The following is a 17,994-nucleotide window of genomic DNA, read 5'->3' as shown; positions in this document are numbered from 1 at the left end:
GTCTGTAATTCGCTCCTTAATTATAGCATGGTAGGGTGAATGTATTTTATTAAAAATTTCGAATTTTACAAAATAAATTTAACTACCGCGCTTTAAGCTGAGGTTAAAGATAACTTATCAAGACTTCTTCTTTCACCTTTCTTTAACAGGCTGCGAAGCAACCGTAAGCAGTTTTTATATTTATAACTCTGCTACTGTTTAATCACTATTGATTGTGAGTCCAAGACACAAAAAAAGACAAAGCTTTTATACTTTGTCCTTCCTCTTCCCAACCGGGGCTGCCAAGCCGCCTGGCGGCTCTCCCGGTCATCAATTTAAAATATTTCTTCATTAACTACTCACTTCACACGCTCTTGTAACAAAATTTGTTTAATTTCCTGAACGTCTTTTCTTAGCTCTTCGTTTTCCTTGTACAGCCGTTCCATCTGTTCCTGGTGGGCAATTTCATCGTCATGACCCAGGTAATCCAAAATGACGGCAACGACGAGGTTAAGGATAACCAGCGCTCCGATGACGATAAAGGATACAAAATATACCCATGCCCAAGGTATTTCTGCAATGACCGGCCTGGCCACCTGGCTCGCCCAGGACTCAAACGTAACGACCTGCATAAGTGTAAAAAGCGAGGTGTGGAAGCTGCCGAAGAATTCATAAGGCAAGACATCTCTGAAGAAAGTGGTCCCTATAATCGCATAAATTGAAAAGATTAAGGTCGATAATCCTAAAATTCCTGTCAAAGCCGGTAAAGATCTCATAAGTGAATCGATAATTTTCCGCAAAGCAGGAATCGCCGGAATCATACGTATGAGACGCAGCACCCTGATCAGCCTCAGCACGCTCACTAACGGCGCATTGTAAAAGATTAAACTGAGAGCAACAATCGTGAAATCAAAAATGTTCCATTTTTCCGAGAAGTACCCTCTGGCCCCCAGACCAATGATTTTCAACCCCAGTTCAACGACAAAAATCCAGACGATAATCGTATCCAAAACTAGTAATATATCATTTCCCGGTAAATATGACTCCGCTACGACCACGACACCATTTAAGAGAATAATCGCAATGATGAGCGGCTGAAAAAGCTTATGCTCGACGAGTTGTCTTATTTTCTCCCTAAAAGGGCTATTAGTGTTTTTTCTTTGTTCCATATGTCCCGCATATCCCTTCCATTGTTGGTCTTCAACTTTTCTATTATATCATTTTCACTGCAGAGTTAAATAAATTTAAACGTAAAATAGTTTAATAAATTCTAGGAAGGACATTTTTTGAGAGAGGATTTAACCCTGTAAGCACCTGAAAATAAATACGACAGACGCATTACGGTCACGGCTTTGCGCCGGGTTTAAACTAGAAGCCTGAAAGGGGCTCAGTTTTTTCCACTTTCGCGTTTCCGTCTCCTTCAATGAGACTCACATACAAAAAAACGCCCCCTAATTATCCAGGAGGCGATTTGCTTTTTATTAAAGTTATCAATTTATCTCAAGGGTTATTATGCCTGCCGGAAAAATCTTCAGTCAACCTTCATCTTCACCTCTCCAGCCAGTTCAGCGCTTCTTCCCTTTCCCCATGTTCAAACTGTTTAATATCAAGACTCGGCACAAATCTGCTGAGTCTTCTTATCTGTGCGACCCATTTTTCGTTCGTAAACAAGGCAATCTTGTCTACATCCTTCGTATACTTGGCCATAGCTCTAAGGTCCATCGCCAGCCCTCTCATGCTGTAGCCTTTAATGTCTTTTATATCTACCAGCAGGTTCACTTTATCGTTTTTATCTTTAAGATGTAAAAATTTGCTTTCAACTTCCTTCACTTTATCTTTAGTCACTTTTTCATCTACTACTATTTCTAACACATGATCTATATGAGCTGTTTCTTTTATAAGCATTTGCGGAACACTCCTTAACTAGTAATTATTGGTTTTTTATACCCGTTTAAGACAGAGTTCACACATGGGCTTACTTAGAAGAAAGTCATTTAATATAATAGAGCGTCCGCCGGTAGTTATATGAGAGCAGCTCAGACAGATCAAAGAATCGGTCTCCCCGTTCAGCACTTTCTAAAAATAAAAGGTTTGTCTTTTGCTATAATCCCTGAGGACTTTCTAAGGTCGTGACTCCCCTTCATATTCCTTTTCTATTTGCTTCGTGCTTCTCACGGTATCAATCGGCCTGACCGATTGTTCGATCTGCTCCCGTTTTGATTCAAGGAAAGGCGGCAGAGATAACTTCTCACCGAGCGTTTCATAAGGCTCGTCGCCCATGAAACCAGGACCGTCAGTGGCAAATTCGAATAAAATCTGCGGAGCGACCCGGGCATACAGCGATTTAAAGAAGAACCGGTCTACATAGCCGGAAGTCTGGAAGCCGAATTGTCGCAAATGGTCGTCCCACTCGTGCAGCGTTTTCTTATCGTCAATCCGGAATGCCGCATGATGAACAGTCCCGAACCCTTGGCGTGCCGGAGGAAGTTCTGTGTTATGTTCAACGATGACCTGGGCACCGTTGCCTCCTTCACCGACTTCAAATAAATGAGTGGAGCCATCGTGGGAGATTTCCTTAAACTTTAATACTTTTTCCATCATCTCTTTAAAATACTTCATATCAGACACGCGAACAAATAACGGGCCCAACCCTGTAATGGCGAATTCCACAGGTACCGGTCCCTTCTGCCACGGAACCCCGCTGGACACACCGTCGTTTATTTCATCAGATATTAGCTGGTACTGCTGATCGTCAAAGTCCACAAATGATAACGTCTTTTTCCCAAACTGCTCTTTAATGCCTGTATGCTTAACATCAAGTCGGTCAAACCGTTTCACCCAGTAGTCCAGCGCAGCGTCATTCGGAACGCGGAAAGATGTTTTAAATATTTCGTTTGTTCCGTGACGCCCTTTTGGAATTCCCGGAAAGTCGAAGAACGTCATATCTGTCCCCGGACTGCCTTCATCATCTGCAAAAAATAAATGGTATGTCTGAATATCATCCTGGTTCACTGTTTTTTTCACTAAACGCATGCCTAACACATACGTGAAAAATTCATAATTCTTCTCAGCACTGCTTGTAATAGCGGTCACATGGTGAAGCCCTTTTAATTCATTCATAAGAAAACCTCCAATTTGGCTTACTGCTGGACGCAGCGAGCTATAGTGTCTTATAAATATAAAGTTACTTTATTTTTTATAGTATTTCAACACATACGCTTCATGTTTATTGGAAATGGGCGCTTCACTTTTTTATTTTACCAATGGAGAAGTAATTTTATGTTACTGGTGTAGGGGGTTGGGGGGGGAATTTGCATGCTAAATTGATCATTTTTATGGTTAAAAAATAGCGCAATTTTTAATATAAAATAATAGCTTTACATAGGATAGTAAAAAAGTTATGGTGATGAAAAATAGAAAGAAAAGGATAAATAAGTTTCGTTTATGGGGATTTTTATTTGTTAACAGTTAATGAGACTTGTTACATTCAAAACCCGCACAAGCACTGCCTGAGCGGGTCTTTTCATAGGTTATATTTATAGGTTTTATGAATGAAATAATTTTTTGAAATTAGCTGTAAGTATCATGATTAGTCCGGATAAAAGTATTACTAAGCCCAGACTGTGAAAGGCATTAATATACTTACTTACAGCCAGCTCATATATTGAAGTATCTATAGGGTTGTAGGAATTTAATATAACCGCATCCGCCACCCATATTCCGTAATAAACACTGGAGAACATTAAAATGACACCGATTAGTGAGACGATCATTCCGGTAATATTATAAAATTTGTTATTATTGTTCATTTTCCCCCGCCTTTTTTCACAAAATATAATAGCTGGCCTACTAATATATATACGGTCTTCTTACCACCTACAACCACGTAATTTAACACTTTTTATATTAACATATTTTACCAAAAAGGACTATTAAAAAATGGTCTTGTTTAGTGCTTTAAATATTTGCTTATATTCTTTTATCTCCTAAATTGAATCAGTATAGTCTGACTAGGTCATATCCGCGTTTTATGAGCCGCTCACCTGCCATGCTGCCTTCTGAGCGGACCTTATTTTCAATATATCATCCTCTCGCATGCTTCTCCCCGATCTGAGTGGCTCATATCCACGTTTTATGAGCCGCTCACTTGCCTTGCCGCCTTCTGAGCGAACCTTTTCTTCAATATATCACCCGCTCGCTTGCTTCTTCACAGCCTCAGTGACTCATATCCACGTTTTATGAGCCGCTCACTCGGCGGCTTGCTTTCTGAGAGGACCTTTTTTTCAATATATCATCCGCTCGCTTGCTTCTTCACAGTCCGAGTGGCTCATATCCACGTTTTATGAGCCGCTCACTTACCGGGCTGCCTTCTGAGCGGATCTTTTTTTCAATATATCATCCGCTCGCATGCTTCTTCACAGTCTGAGTGGCTCATATCCACGTTTTATCAGCCTCTCACTTGCGGACTACCTTCTGAACGGACCTTTTTTTCAATATATCATCCTCTCGCATCCTTCTTCACAGTCTCAGTGGCTCATATCCACGTTTTATGAGCCACTCACCTGCCATGCTGCCTTCTGAGCGGACCTTTTTTTCAATATATCATCCTCTCGCATCCTTCTTCACAGTCTCAGTGGCTCATATCCACGTTTTATGAGCCACTCACCTGCCATGCTGCCTTCTGAGCGAACCTTTCCTTAATTTAAAACCATTAAATTACCTTTTTCAGGCTTAATAGAACTACGCCTCAGGTCTTAGTTTAAAAGTAGCCCGCGGTCTGTAGTGCTGCCAGGCGGCTGGCCATATACTTAAATTAGCTTAAATGAGTTGGTTATCTAATAAGGTTGAAAGAGGGATGCGGGATGATGATAGTGAGGAAGTTGTTGGAACGAAAGATTTTCATAGGATTGAAGGTCGTACTTATTCTTGTTACAGGTGGGCTGGCCATTAACAAACTGGATAAAGAGCTGATGCCTTCAGTCGACTTTAACATGGCTATGGTTACGATTCAGGCGGGTGATTTGCCGGTAACAGACGTAGAGTCACAGATTACTGTGCCTGTGGAACAGGCGCTCTCTAATACGGATGGTGTTGAATCTTATCAGTCATCCTCCACAACTGGAAGCAGCTCGTTATTTTTAGAAATCGAAGAAGGGAAAATGGATCAAGTGATAAGAGATCTGGAGACAGATCTCAGCCGAATCGAAAACGAGTTGTCTGCAGTAGAATATACCGACGTCTTCCCAATGAGTACTGATCAGAATTATGAATTCTATATGGAAATTTCAGGTGGTAATCTCGACAAACTTACCGCATTTGGACGGGATGTCGAAGAAAGACTCGAAAAGCTCGATGAAGTGCGTGACGTCCGGTTAAACGGGTTACAGCAGTCTGAATACGTGGTTGAGTTTGACAGGGAAAAGCTGATCGAGCACGGCCTTGATATAAACCAGGCTGCCGGTATGCTGCAGCAGGCTGACATGAATGTCTCTATTGGTGAGCTGAAGGAAGAAGAAAACGAGCCGTCATTGAGATGGAATTCAGCTGTGGCATCTAAGGAAGACATCGAAGCGGTTCCTCTCCAGACTGTTAACGGCCCTGTGACTGTTGACGAGATTGCAGAGGTTAAACTCGAGCAGGCCCAGCAATCATCGATGGCGTGGAAAGATGGGAGCCGTGATTTTATTTTCGTTGAGATTGGAAGAACAAACGGCTTTACTCAGATCGAACTGGCTGAAGCGGTAAGAGCTGAAGTGACGGCCATTAAAGACTCCGGGGCTGATGCCGGCCTGTCATTTACAGAGGTTGTCGCTCAGGCAGATTACGTCTCTTCCTCTATTGACGGTGTGACTCTTAATATTCTTATCGGCGGGCTTCTTGCATTAATCATACTCCTGTTATTTTTAAAAAACTTCCGGGCGACGCTAATCGTAGGAATTACCATTCCTGTCTCTATTCTGCTCACATTTACAGTTATGTGGACGGCAGGCTACAGTATCAATATGCTGACGCTAATTGGCCTCGGCCTTGGAATTGGGATGATGGTCGACGCCTCCATCGTTATTCTTGAGTCCATTTACAGGAAAAAGGAACAAGGTTATGAAGGCACAGAGGCGGTGATGCAAGGACTTAAGGAAGTAACTTCCGCGGTCATAGCATCCATGCTTACGACACTGGTGGTTTTTCTTCCGGTAGGATTATTCGGTGGAGACTTTGCTGTTTTTATTCTCGTTTTAAGTGTCGTCGTGGTTATCACGCTTGTCAGTTCAGTTGTGATTGCTTTCACCCTGATTCCAGCTCTCGCGGAGAACTTTTTAAAACTGCGGGAAAAGGACAGACATAAACTGAACCAGCGCAAACCTGTCACTGAGGGATACGGCAGGATGATTCACTGGCTCAGCGGTAGAAAACGCAGACGGTACAGTTTAATTATGTTGTTTTTTATCGTGTTCGTCTCATCCATGGCACTGACGACGAAAGTGCCGTTTACACTGATGCCGGATGTGTTAAACCGTTATGCCGAAGTCGGTCTGGAGCTTGAAAGCGGCTTGACACAATCTGAAAGAGAAGAAGTTGTTCAAGCAGCTCAGTTTAAATTAACCGGGGTGCCTGACGTCGAATCTGTTATTTTTATGGACTCTGTTGATTACTTATTTGCGTTAATCAATATGACTAAAGGAGATAAAATTACGGCGGATCAACATGAAGTCAATGAAGCAATTAATGACGCTTTAAGGGAACTCGAGCCCGATTACCCGGTTAAAAGTGTGGGAATGCTTATGGGTCCCGGTAACGGCGAACCGGTTCAATTATATGTTAAAGGAGAGGACTTGACGGAGACGGCTTTAATAAGCGAAAACCTTAAGGAAGAACTGGCTCAGGTAGACGGGCTGGTAAATTTGAAAACTTCCGCTGATGCTCAAGTTGAAGAAAGGCAGTTTAAGTTTAAGGAAGAGCCCTTAGAAGAGGACAGTCTTACAAAAACCGACCTGTACCAGCAGCTTCAAGGCGTTTTTTCAAAAATTCCTGTAGGTGAAGTGCTGGAAGACGGCATGTCTGTCCCCATCCTTGCAGCTTCAAACTCAGTAATTGAAAGTGAAGAAGCGTTAGAAGCATTTGAGATCACCAGCACGACTGGCGTCAAACCGCTCAGTGATTATATGGAGCTAGAAACAGTGTTATCGCCTTTGCAAATACAAAGGGACAATGGAGACAGGTATGTCACTGTCGCAGCAGAAATTGAAGGCCGTGATTTAGGAGCTGTCACTCGGGATGTCCAGTCCATCGTTGATGAGTTTCAGACCCCGTCAGGCTATTCGGTAGCCGTAGCCGGAGATATGGAAGCTCAGCAGGAAATGATCATGGATTTACTTATCGTCCTAAGTCTCTCCCTTCTACTCGTTTACATGGTAATGGCGGTTCAGTTTAACAGCCTCGTCCATCCATTGATTATTATGTCAGTTATTCCAATGACAGCTGCAGGGTCTGTGTTAGCTTTGCTCATCACCCAGCGGGAACTCAGCGTGCTGTCTGCTCTCGGGATATTGCTGCTGATTGGGATTGTGTTAAATAACGCTATTCTGTTAATCGACCGGATTAAGCAATTGCGGTTAACCGGCTTGACTGTGAATGAGGCGGTCGTCGAAGCGGGTAAAAACAGGATTCGCCCGATCTTTATGACCACGTTAACGACAGTTGGCGGCATGCTGCCTCTCGCTTTGGCTGGAGGAACAGCGAGCGGCTATCAGGCTCCTCTGGCAACGGTGATTATCGGGGGATTGTTATTCGCAACCTTAATTACGTTAGGATTAATCCCATCCGTCTATTTAATGGTGGAGGATCTTAAAAGAGGGATACGAAAACTGTTTTCAAAAAAGAAAAAGACGACGCCTGAGTTAAACGAAAAGGCTTCTTAAACAGCGAGAATGCTTCTGCACCGCAAAGATTTACGCGTAAAAGGGAACTATTGCATGTTTAAATATATAAGTTTAGTTGTGAGGGGCAAACCACAAATATCAGATCAACTCACAAGCTTAATCACACAGCTTTTATTTTTAAAATCACAGTGAAAAAGGGACGAAGACATGTGCTTCGTCCCTTTATGATATTCTCTTTTTCCACTAACGCTCTTCTATTGCTTAACTGCAATTCAAAATTCTTTTTCTCATAAAGCCCAATAAAATAGTCAACCCGCAGTGCCAATAACATAAATAATTGACCGTATACCTAAAAAAATGAATGCCCTGCCTCTCTTTCCATCACATCTTGACGGCTACTTATTAGTGCCAGTGTGAATCAGGATTGAAAGATCAAGTAACTATTTCATTGAGCTATTTCTGCAGAAAAAAAATCAAATAACAAATGGATGAGATTGCAGTTAAATAACAGAAGAGGTTAATATATCTTAACCTTAATTGAAACTTTCTATTTGATGGTCAGTTATTCCTTGAATTAATTCCAGTTCACTAGTCAGAAAGTTATGTGCGTTATCCAACATTTTTTTTTCGCTTGTATTAAGTATTTTTTCTTTCTTCATACGCATTAAATCACGTACAACTTCAGCACAATCTTGCATGTTACCCGTTTTTATTTTGTCCGTGTTCACTTTATACCTTTGTTTCCATGCTTGTAATCTATCTGATTCTCCATGCTGAAAAATGTGTATAATGTGTTTTAATGCAACTATGTCAGTAACAGGGCGTATACATGAACTCAGCATTTTTCCTGTAGGAATCATGACTTGCATATTACCAATTAACATTTTTATAACATAATACTGTTGTGTGTCCCCTGAGATTTCCTTTTCTTCTATAGCTTTAATGACGCCTGCTCCGTGCATTGGATAAACAATGTTATCGCCAATTTGAAACAAATAATCCACCTCCATATATTCTAACCTTCTTAACCTTAACACACATACTATTTTTAATCAAAATTTTAATAATATCATAAATTTATTTTTGGTGTCAACTACTTTTTTCATTCAATAGAAGACGCGAAAAACAGTAGGATTAGTGCCGGATTCTCCTTAAAGTGAAGGTTAATTTTCCCGTCCTTTAACTAACACCATTTTTCAGTTAATCGGCAATACAAAAAGCTGCATATGCAGCTTCCAGATTTCTATTCTCGCCCTCGACTAAACATCCACATGAATTACTTTAATTAATTATAACTGTTCCGTTTGCTCATGATGAAAGAAAAGGTGTGGACTGTAAGTGTGATTAAGAAAGACACTACTATTGAAAAAGTTATGGCAGCAGCTAAATTTAAGAAACTAAGATAGGAAAACAGCAAAAGAAAAATAAGGGGAATACCAAACCACCTTGATTTTACTGCTCCCTTCCAACCAATAAATTCAGGCTTTTTCTTTTTAATCTTAGAAAATATAAAAGGAGAAAAAATAATCACTAATAGCACCATAGAAAAAAATAATTCAAACCAATCAAACTGAATCATATAATAACTCCTTTAAGTAAGCCGTGTATTACCTGTAATTATATTTTGAAGGATGGTCCATTTTAGTACAAGTGTATGTCTTCACTACTTAAGAAGTTATGGAAAAGAATCAGCAAACTAGTCCCCAAAAATCCTGCTGACAGCAGCTTGCCCTACTCGAATTGCTCCTTCCATATAATAAGGGAATTGCTCAGAAAGTTCGCTGCTTGCAAATACGAATCGGCCGCTTGGTGTGCGCAGGACTTCCGCTGCGTCGGGAAGTTCGCCATACCCGCCGCCACAGTGCTCATCATTTACCCAGACGCTTTGCTGGGCGTGTTTAAATGTTAGAGCTTCCTTTCCAAATACATCTTCAAGCCAGTTCAGAGCCGTCTCCATTTGTTTATCCCTGCTTTTATTAGCCAGTTCTTCAGCAGTGTTAGCGCCAATGAACATAGTCAGTCGATGTTCCCCTCCCTCTTTAGAGGAGTCTGAGACCGTCACGCCTTAAGGATCCGTATATACGACATCCATTATTCCTCTCTTCCGCACTCTACTTCATACTCGTGCCAGAATGGGTGGTCATAAACCCATGTCTTTTCACTCCTGCATCTAATATAATTCTAATGATTTTTACAATGTTTAGTAGTTAAAATTTTCAGGCTTAGTTATAAAAAATAAATACACGCACGAACTCACTAGACTTATATACCTCATTAAACAGGAGTATTAATCGCTATGAACCCCTGGGATTCTGCGAAAAAGGTGACGATTTAATGACTTCTGTTTTGACCTGCTGTCTTCTTAAAAAGATAGCGACATCCAGAAGAGCAAGTTTACCTTAGAAGCCGCTTTGTTACTTTTTTATAAAAAAGGCTTTTAGAAGTGTTTTTATCATTGAATCTGTTTCGGCATGTTTGCTCGTTTTTTCTAAAAAGGGAAAGTCAGCTGGCTTTACTGACAGTTTCGCAATCGGCCGCACAGTTTCTTTACACACCCACTCATCCCTGATGCCACCATGGATAAAGCTGTTTTTAAAGAAAAAATAAATAGTTCCCTTTGTCCAAATGTCTAACATGTCCTCATTATTAATAGAAAAATAATAATAGCGTCTGATTCCTTTTTTTGCCGGGACCGTATAACACAGGTTTCTTAGAGACTTATTAGAGTCACTGTAAAGCCGCCGATTCTTAACAGCAAAAAATAAAGACCATACCCCATCACTGGATGCAAAAACAGCTTTAACAGGTCTGCCGTTAAAAAGAGTGCTTTCTTTTGGCTCGAAACGCTCGATTAAGGAGTTATTAGAACCATGGACCAGGAGGTCTTTATTCTCGATCATATAATTTAAAAACTGATATACCGGATAGCTGCTGCGATAATCAATAAACTGCCCCTCTGCCTGTAATACACCATTGTAATAAATATCATCAAACACATTTTTGGCTTGACTGGATAAATCTAATTCTTCTATTTTCAGTAACTGAGATCTATCTAAAATAAAACGCGTTATAAAGTTTTGTATTTTTTTGGTTCTCATACTTCCTCCGTCTTTTTATGGGCTCTTTCTCGCTAATCATTTTTGGCCTTATTTACTCCATTTAATACTACCACCACTTTTGGAGAAAACGAGCAATAAAAATGCCTAAGATTTCATTCCTTGCTTTGTACTCACAGTTATCTGATATTATGGATAAAGATGTTTGTCTGAAAGCTGTTTTATCTTGCCTGCTTACTGCTTTCTTTATAAAAGATATGATGCATTAACGGAGCCCCATATCAATCGGCCTCCCTTTTGGTAAACACACACATATAGAAAGGATCTTTTTATGAAAATACTTAAAATCAGTGCACTTATTATTGGAATACTTATCGTTCTTCTTTTTGGCGGGTTTTGGATCTGGTCGGAAATGACTTATGAAGCATCCGAAGAATTGTCCAGCCTCGTCAGCGAGGAAGACATTATTCGGGAAGATGGGGTTCGTTTTTTGCCGGAGAGTCCTAACGGAACCGGCGTCATTATTTATCCGGGTGCGAGGGTAGAGCCTGAGGCGTACAGCTATATCGGAGCCTCTCTCGCAGACGAAGGCTATACCGTGCTTATTCCTGAGGTGCGTTTTAACCTTGCTTTTTTCAATATTGGTAAAGCTGATTCACTTGTCGGGGAATTTGATGAGATGGATACTTGGGTGATCGGAGGACACTCGCTGGGCGGAGTTGCAGCGGCTTCCTATGCCTATGATTCGGAAGTTGACGGTGTGTTTTTCTTAGCCTCTTATCCGCAAGGAAGCAATGACTTTTCGGGTAGCAGTCTCCCCATGTTATCCATTTATGGCGACCGGGACGGACTGACAACGTTAGAGGATATAGACGACACTTCCACTCTTTTATCAGCGGAAGCGGTCTTTCATAAAATTGAGGGAGGAAACCACGCCCAGTTTGGCGTTTACGGGGAGCAGAGCGGGGATATGGACGCAACAATCAGCTTATTGGAACAGCAAAACGACATCGTTGCAGCGATGCTTAAGTGGCTGGATGAAAAAGTGAAATAGACATGTGTAAAACCTGCTATGTAAGGTTTCACACATGTCTAACTTGTTTTAGAAAGAACACTGTTTGAAACGAGGCTGCTCCGGGAAGAAGATTATTAACAAAAAATACCAACCTGGTTTTTTCTAAAATAAAGAAGCAATAATCCAGGATACGGCGCCGATCATGACGAGAATCCCGGCGGAAATGCCGGCATTTTTTCGTGCTTTTGCTGTTTCGCCCCTTCCTTGGCCGAACGCTTTAAAGGAATCCAGTATTTTTAATTGGGCAATAAGGACACCCATCATAATGAGCGCTGCTGCCACAAGGGCAGGGACAATAACTGACATGGGCACCACCTCCATCGGCTCAGTTTTTACATAACTTTTTTCACGCCCATGATCACACCTGTCACTGCAAGGGCAATACCGATATAAAAGAGACTTTGCAGCGGAGACATCTCCCCGCCGGTAAAAAGATGGCCGACGACAGCGATGCAAGTAATAAGCATGGCAACAGCCACTATCCGAAAAATAATTTTATTCATTGTAAGCCCCCTTTGACTTTTATCCTTTTCCATGGGAATAGGGAGTTTAAAAGTTTTACAGGACAATCAATCAGCCAGTTGCTAATTTAGACTTAAAGAGGAGTGACAAGATGAAAAACATTCTCACAGGACTCGCAGGAGGATTAGCGGTGGCAGGCGCCGTCGCGCTTGTGTCCTACTTTACAATAAGCATGAATACGTTTCTTTTAATCCTGGTGGCCCTTGGCGTCCTTGCGTTTCTGCCTCTTATCATAAAAGCATTCACAAGCGGGAAAGTACCGACGCCGACAATATATGGCACATCAGCCCCGAAAAAATGGACAACAGTAGGCACGCAAGAGTCAGGACAATCCAAAAAATCTGAATCAGAGGGACCCAAATTTAAACATGCAGCCATCGCAGCAGGGGCAGGCGCCGGACTGCTAGCCGTGTTCTTTGTCATTGCTCTAGTCGTCCTTGGCTAATTCTGGCAGGAAAAAGGCGAGTGTCCACGGGAAAACTGACGGTTTAACATGAAAACACCAGCTGTCTCTTATCGGATAGCCGGTGTTCTTTTTTTACTCTTTTCTTTCAAAAATACTTATACCATTTCCTGTTGGGTCAGTTAAATAGGCGAGATAAAAATCATCAAATTCCATTTTTTCTCTTACGACCATAGCTCCGTTCTCCGTTGCTTTTTTAATAGTTTGATCTATAGAAGCCACTTCGATTTGTATGCGGGTGCCATGAGGAAAATCAGCAGGACCTTTACTTATCCCTCCATTTATTCCACTACTGTCATTATCGCCTGTGGTCACTGCCCAAAAATTCCATTTCGGATCAGCCACCTTCCAGTCAAAAACGTTCGAATAAAAGGCAGTTGCTTTTTCAGGATCTTGACTGCTTAATTCAAATCCAACGACTCTTCCCATACCATTACCCTCTTTTCAAATAGATTAAGTGATCTACTATCTCATTCGCCATATTATGGAAATTCCCTTTAATTAGTTAACCAATCCATCTAAGTTACACGTTCCTGAGTACTGATAAATATAGTATCACTTAATCTGCCTATATCATATATTGAATACTGAGTATAAAGTAAAGGAGTTCGAAAAAAATTGATATATAATTATATGCCTTCTCCTCAGTTCCTTCCTGGAAAAAGTGTAATATCACTTGTAAGTCATCCACCTGAAATACACCCAGGTACTTATGTCACACTAATAAAACCTTGGTTTGGAAATATATGCGCAGTGCAATTGCCGGATGGCATGATTCATCGTTGGTTTGCCTGGTTTGAATTAAAGCCAGATAATTGTTGTTTAACTCCTGGCAGCTTTGCTACTGTTATAAATTCAACCGGACACGGGGTCCCTCCCCACGTTGAGGTTAGTACTAGAGTAAGAATTGTAAAATGCATTCCAACATTCTTCTACGATTTAATGCTGCATAACGGTGAGTACCACAGATGGCTTGCAGAGTTTGAGTTAGCAAATCCAATATAAAGACCAATCGATTATCCCTCGAGTAATTAAAAACCTTGTTGTTTGTGTTCCTTCTTAACCACCATAAAAATTGATGTTATCAAGCTGTCAACTCAACCCTATTACCTGAGGGCAGATGATATGATACCGCAAATAATCATGAAGGCCATTATTTACTTTTTCTCTCGCAAAACTTTCTTCAATACAAAAAGCCAGCCTGAAATATTTCCAGGCTGACTTATGACCGTACTATTATTTTTCTAGCCGTTTTCTCTCTCAATAACCGCTACCAGCTCCACATGATACGTATGCGGGAATAAATCGACCGGCTGGACCTCTTTCAATGTATAGCCAAATGGCTCCAGCTCCTTAAGATCCGTCGCAAAGGAATCCGGATTACAGGAGACATAAACGATGCGCTCCGGCTTGGCACGTCCGATCCGTCGCATCACTTTCCCGCCGGCACCTGAGCGCGGCGGGTCAAGAAGAAGCAGTTCAGGAATGCCAAACTCTTCAAGCATCTGATCAATCCCTTTCCGGGCATCTTTAGCCAGGAACCGTGTATTGAAAAGCCCATTATCTTCAGCGTTCCGCTTCGCTGATTCAATTGAACTTTCTACAATTTCAATGCCGGCAAGCTCTTTCACTCTGCTGGCAAATGGCAGCGAGAATGTGCCTACACCGCAGAATAAATCAATCATCTTTTCGGTCTCTTTCGGCTGGCCCTTTTCCAGTGCAAGCTCAACCAGTTTTTCGGCTTGTGCCGGGTTCGTCTGGAAGAAAGTATCAAACCAGAGACGGAATCGGTAGCCGGCCATTTCGTCGTAAATGAAGTCGCGTCCGGCTAACAGGTGATCTTTTTCCGATTGAGCACGGTCTGCCCAGTCTGTATTTTCAAGCCATAGCAGGCTTTTAACATCCGGACACTTCACACTGATCCGTGACACAAGGTCTTCTGCTGCCGCTTTAAGCTGGCCTTCCGGTTCTTCCGTCGCAAAAAGAGCGAGCATGATTTCACCTGTAGCAAACGACTGTCTGACCATCAGGTGCCTCAATAAGCCTTCATGTTTATCTTTATCGTAGCCGGAAAGCTGGTGGTCTTTCACCCAATCCGCCACTTCCATCGCTGCCTCAACCATCTCTTTTCCAGCAATTAAACATGTTTCGAGCGGAATAATTTTACGGAAATTCCCCTGCTCATGAAGTCCCATGTCCCCTTCAGGCGAAAAAGTGAATTCCATCTTATTGCGATAGTGCCAAGGCTCTTCCATCCCGACTGTCTCGTGCACAAGTTCAGGATTAAAACCTTCCCATTCAATCGCCTTTTTCACGTGTTCTGTCTTGTGCCTGAGCTGTCCTGAGTATGTCCAGTGCTGCCAGACACAGCCGCCGCATTTTTCAAAATGGGGGCATGGCGGTTCGGTTCGTTCCGGGCTCGCTTCCATGATTTCTTCCGCTGCGGCCCTTCTTCGTTTCCGGTCCGGCCGGTCCACCGTCACTTGAACTTTCTCTCCCGGAATAGTCTGGGGTATCGTCAATCGTAGCTTTTTCTCATTCCCGTGCTCATTCTCACGCCAGGCCACCGCACGGCCCGACCCTTTCCTATCCAAATGCTTTATATCAACTACCATTGTTTCTGGGGCAATTTCTTTTTTCACGTCTGTTCCTCCTTGCATACATTCCTTTATAAAAACTGCTCTTTTAAATTATCCTATCCTAGTATAAAGGACGGCGGGCAATTAAGAAACCTTTCTTAAAGGACAAGCAGTATAAAAATTAAATAAGCTCATCCCTTGTAAAAAGGACGAGCTATTTAACACCAGCTGTCAATGTCTATTTCACTCATTATGGGTCATTTTGCATTTTTAAAACCTGCACTTATATTTTCCTCTGCGTAACTCATCCCGGCAGATTATTTTGAGAATTTCCTGGCAATCAGAAACGTTAAAGGGAATAAAATAACAAGCTGGAGAACAGGTACAAGACCTATATTTGTATTTGGAAATAAAGGCATTAGATCTGAATAAATCCATCGGTCCTGAACGAGGGCGGAGACTTCAAAATAAAAGCTGAAAAACAAAGCATAGAATAAGATAATGATTAAGTCACTTCTCCTGAACTTTTGAAACCACATTACCTGCTTATTAACAAACACTAAAATTCCATATAACCCCAGAGTCATAACTACATCACCCATAATCGCACTCCACATTAATAAGGAAGTTAAAGAGACACTTTCCATCGCGTAAAAAGGCACACAAACAATAAATTCCCATATTCCATGTAACACCAGGGAAATAACCGCAATAATCACTATATTTTTAACCAGCTGCAAAACTATTCCTCCTTTTAACTTACTAACAAGCAGTCAACTTTTTTGACTCTATGTTTACTTCTATTTAATGGATAAGTATCACTTGCTCTAAAAAATGGAATTTTTACAATTCAGCCCCTTTGTCCATTCTATTTTACTCTCCCCCTTTATAATATAACTGGCGAGTTATTAAGGAATAACTATACATTTGCTTCTTGAAGATAGTATGAAGCCGTTAGATAGTATAAATATAAGATCTCTTTCCCTTATTAAACTATGAAAGAGAATTATTCATTTGCAGATACCTAGCTTATTAAAAGTGCACATCCAAATTAAATTCTACTTGAGACGAAGTGACTATTATTTTCTAGGCAGATGGTATTTAGTAAGATCTGGATCTAAAAAGTAAGTATCCGCCCGTAAAACGGGCGGTTTTAATTTCGCCCTATAAGGGCACTTTACCAACTTAGCCTCTAAAGAGGCCTCTTAACTGACCTCCAACCGTTTACCTCCCTCTATTTTTTGAATGGACTACATATTCTCTCTTACTCATGTTGTCTCGCAAACGGTCTTCTGCTTCTTGCTCTCGAATGTACTTTGCCACCGTTTTTTGATTTAGACCCACCGTACTCACATAATAGCCTTTTGCCCAAAACGTTCTGTTTCCATGATTGTATTTCAGGTTGGCATGCCTATCATGAATCATTAACGAACTTTTCCCTTTTGAGTATCCCATAAAATACGATACAGACATTTTGGGTGGAATTCTGACTAACATGTGAATGTGATCCGGCATAGCGTGAGCTTCTATTATTTCAACGTCCTTCATCTCACATAACCGTCTTAAAAATAGCGCCAACATCTCTTCTTAATTTCCCGTATATTATTTTCCTTCTAAATTTTGGGATAAACACGATATGGTACTTACAATTCCATCTTATAACGAGAAGAGTTTTTTCTGTTACCACCCTGAAAGGTTAATTTTCACACAGGCAGAGCCTGTGGTTTAAAAAGACGTAATAAAAAGACCTTTAACCCAGCAAGGATTAAAGGTCTTTGAATTTTACTCTCACAGCATGTATCAGCTTCATATCAAACAAAAGAGGGAATTACCTGTCTTCAGTTTGTATGAGTACTTTCTAACAGGTAACCAACCTAATTATTAAACACTTACATAAAAACAATGTTATATTTCAGGTTTCCCTCATCCTTACCCAGATGTAATACTACAAACCATTCGCCTGTTGAAGGCACAGAGATTTTAAAGGGCGAAGATTTGGCTAACCCGCCGTATTTTTGATAGTGTCTTCCCTTTTTAAATCTCTCGTAATTAGTAGCATCTAAAAGTAAGACATACGCCTGCCGGTTTAGTTCCACCGAAACCATATCTCCGTAATCAAGGTATTTCTGCAGAACTTTATATTTCATCTTTAGCCTCCTAAAATTCTTTATAAAACTAATCAAAGGATTAAAGAATTTAACAGCCTGGGAAACTGGTAACGTAACCTGGATCTTCTGACAACTCATGTGATCGCTTAAGTCTCAGCTTTTTATATTTAACCAGTTCCCTCTAACTACTCCTTTTCCCTTTTCTCAATTTCTTAATACAACTTTTTATTTCGGTATGATTTATCAGGCTTTTCTTTCCTGATTGCTGTCCTCATCTATTTTTAATTTCAAAACTCTCTGATTTTTAACACGTTTGAAATAGAAGGGATCTCATA

General features: G+C 41.1%; 18 protein-coding genes and 1 pseudogene. 4 read left to right on the top strand and 15 right to left on the bottom strand.

What is annotated here, in order from left to right; genetic code table 11:
* Positions 1-338: 338 nt before the first annotated feature.
* The 4 genes from BMW59_RS15785 to BMW59_RS15770 form a co-directional block, all read right to left on the bottom strand.
* Positions 339-1,148 carry an ion transporter gene (locus tag BMW59_RS15785; RefSeq protein WP_093054257.1) on the bottom strand — a complete coding sequence of 270 codons (810 nt, stop codon included), beginning with the start codon at positions 1,146-1,148 and terminating at the stop codon, positions 339-341.
* Between the two features lie 379 nt (positions 1,149-1,527).
* Positions 1,528-1,884 (bottom strand): SpoIIAA family protein, encoded by a 357-nt coding sequence (locus tag BMW59_RS15780; RefSeq protein ID WP_093054255.1) that lies wholly within the window; start codon positions 1,882-1,884, stop codon positions 1,528-1,530.
* Positions 1,885-2,100: 216 nt separating this feature from the next.
* Complete coding sequence (locus BMW59_RS15775; RefSeq protein WP_093054252.1) at positions 2,101-3,099, bottom strand: ring-cleaving dioxygenase; 999 nt, start codon at positions 3,097-3,099, stop codon at positions 2,101-2,103.
* 425 nt (positions 3,100-3,524) lie between these two features.
* Positions 3,525-3,788 carry a hypothetical protein gene (locus BMW59_RS15770; RefSeq protein WP_093054250.1) on the bottom strand — a complete coding sequence of 88 codons (264 nt, stop codon included), beginning with the start codon at positions 3,786-3,788 and terminating at the stop codon, positions 3,525-3,527.
* Positions 3,789-4,841: 1,053 nt separating this feature from the next.
* On the opposite strand from BMW59_RS15770, the gene BMW59_RS15765 reads away from it, so the two are divergent.
* The gene (locus BMW59_RS15765; RefSeq protein WP_093054248.1) at positions 4,842-7,895 is read left to right on the top strand and encodes an efflux RND transporter permease subunit; all 3,054 of its coding nucleotides are present in this window, start codon (positions 4,842-4,844) and stop codon (positions 7,893-7,895) included.
* Positions 7,896-8,389: 494 nt separating this feature from the next.
* Here the strand turns inward: BMW59_RS15765 and BMW59_RS15760 are convergent, their stop codons facing one another.
* The 4 genes from BMW59_RS15760 to BMW59_RS15745 form a co-directional block, all read right to left on the bottom strand.
* On the bottom strand, positions 8,390-8,866 hold the full coding sequence (locus tag BMW59_RS15760) for a CarD family transcriptional regulator (RefSeq protein WP_093054246.1): 477 nt from the start codon (positions 8,864-8,866) through the stop codon (positions 8,390-8,392).
* Between the two features lie 275 nt (positions 8,867-9,141).
* The gene (locus BMW59_RS15755; RefSeq protein WP_093054244.1) at positions 9,142-9,435 is read right to left on the bottom strand and encodes a hypothetical protein; all 294 of its coding nucleotides are present in this window, start codon (positions 9,433-9,435) and stop codon (positions 9,142-9,144) included.
* 117 nt (positions 9,436-9,552) lie between these two features.
* Positions 9,553-9,918 (bottom strand): FAD-dependent oxidoreductase, encoded by a 366-nt coding sequence (locus tag BMW59_RS15750; RefSeq protein WP_143051250.1) that lies wholly within the window; start codon positions 9,916-9,918, stop codon positions 9,553-9,555.
* A 352-nt stretch (positions 9,919-10,270) separates the two neighbouring features.
* Complete coding sequence (locus BMW59_RS15745; protein ID WP_093054240.1) at positions 10,271-10,954, bottom strand: hypothetical protein; 684 nt, start codon at positions 10,952-10,954, stop codon at positions 10,271-10,273.
* A 289-nt stretch (positions 10,955-11,243) separates the two neighbouring features.
* Here BMW59_RS15745 and BMW59_RS15740 point away from each other — a divergent pair, with 289 nt between their 5' ends.
* Entirely contained in the window at positions 11,244-11,966 is a 723-nt protein-coding gene (locus BMW59_RS15740; RefSeq protein WP_093054238.1) for an alpha/beta family hydrolase, read from the top strand.
* Between the two features lie 123 nt (positions 11,967-12,089).
* On the opposite strand, the gene BMW59_RS15735 is transcribed toward BMW59_RS15740, so the two are convergent.
* Positions 12,090-12,293: a hypothetical protein gene (locus tag BMW59_RS15735; protein WP_093054236.1), complete on the bottom strand. Its 204-nt coding sequence runs from the start codon at positions 12,291-12,293 to the stop codon at positions 12,090-12,092.
* Positions 12,294-12,319: 26 nt separating this feature from the next.
* Entirely contained in the window at positions 12,320-12,490 is a 171-nt protein-coding gene (locus tag BMW59_RS21855; protein ID WP_177174384.1) for a hypothetical protein, read from the bottom strand.
* A 110-nt stretch (positions 12,491-12,600) separates the two neighbouring features.
* On the opposite strand from BMW59_RS21855, the gene BMW59_RS15730 reads away from it, so the two are divergent.
* Positions 12,601-12,954 (top strand): hypothetical protein, encoded by a 354-nt coding sequence (locus BMW59_RS15730; protein ID WP_093054234.1) that lies wholly within the window; start codon positions 12,601-12,603, stop codon positions 12,952-12,954.
* 93 nt (positions 12,955-13,047) lie between these two features.
* Here the strand turns inward: BMW59_RS15730 and BMW59_RS15725 are convergent, their stop codons facing one another.
* Entirely contained in the window at positions 13,048-13,401 is a 354-nt protein-coding gene (locus BMW59_RS15725) for a VOC family protein (protein WP_093054232.1), read from the bottom strand.
* Between the two features lie 204 nt (positions 13,402-13,605).
* Between BMW59_RS15725 and BMW59_RS15720 the strand changes: the two genes are divergently transcribed.
* Positions 13,606-13,977, top strand: a complete 372-nt coding sequence (locus tag BMW59_RS15720; RefSeq protein ID WP_177174383.1) for a hypothetical protein — start codon at positions 13,606-13,608, stop codon at positions 13,975-13,977.
* Positions 13,978-14,216: 239 nt separating this feature from the next.
* Here the strand turns inward: BMW59_RS15720 and rlmD are convergent, their stop codons facing one another.
* From rlmD to BMW59_RS15700, 4 genes and pseudogenes are all read right to left on the bottom strand, one after another.
* Positions 14,217-15,587, bottom strand: coding sequence for a 23S rRNA (uracil(1939)-C(5))-methyltransferase RlmD (rlmD, locus tag BMW59_RS15715; RefSeq protein WP_245733172.1), 1,371 nt, complete (start codon positions 15,585-15,587; stop codon positions 14,217-14,219).
* 281 nt (positions 15,588-15,868) lie between these two features.
* Positions 15,869-16,291 carry a hypothetical protein gene (locus BMW59_RS15710; protein WP_218141996.1) on the bottom strand — a complete coding sequence of 141 codons (423 nt, stop codon included), beginning with the start codon at positions 16,289-16,291 and terminating at the stop codon, positions 15,869-15,871.
* 484 nt (positions 16,292-16,775) lie between these two features.
* A pseudogene (gene tnpA / locus BMW59_RS15705) lies at positions 16,776-17,238 on the bottom strand (IS200/IS605 family transposase).
* Between the two features lie 202 nt (positions 17,239-17,440).
* Positions 17,441-17,698, bottom strand: coding sequence for a DUF1883 domain-containing protein (locus tag BMW59_RS15700; RefSeq protein WP_093054224.1), 258 nt, complete (start codon positions 17,696-17,698; stop codon positions 17,441-17,443).
* Positions 17,699-17,994 lie beyond the last annotated feature (296 nt).

This window comes from Salipaludibacillus aurantiacus (assembly GCF_900111295.1).
Classification (GTDB): Bacteria; Bacillota; Bacilli; order Bacillales; family Salisediminibacteriaceae; genus Salipaludibacillus; species Salipaludibacillus aurantiacus.
The sequence above is the reverse complement of the archived record's forward strand: the minus strand, read 5'-3'. Positions and strand labels throughout refer to the sequence as shown.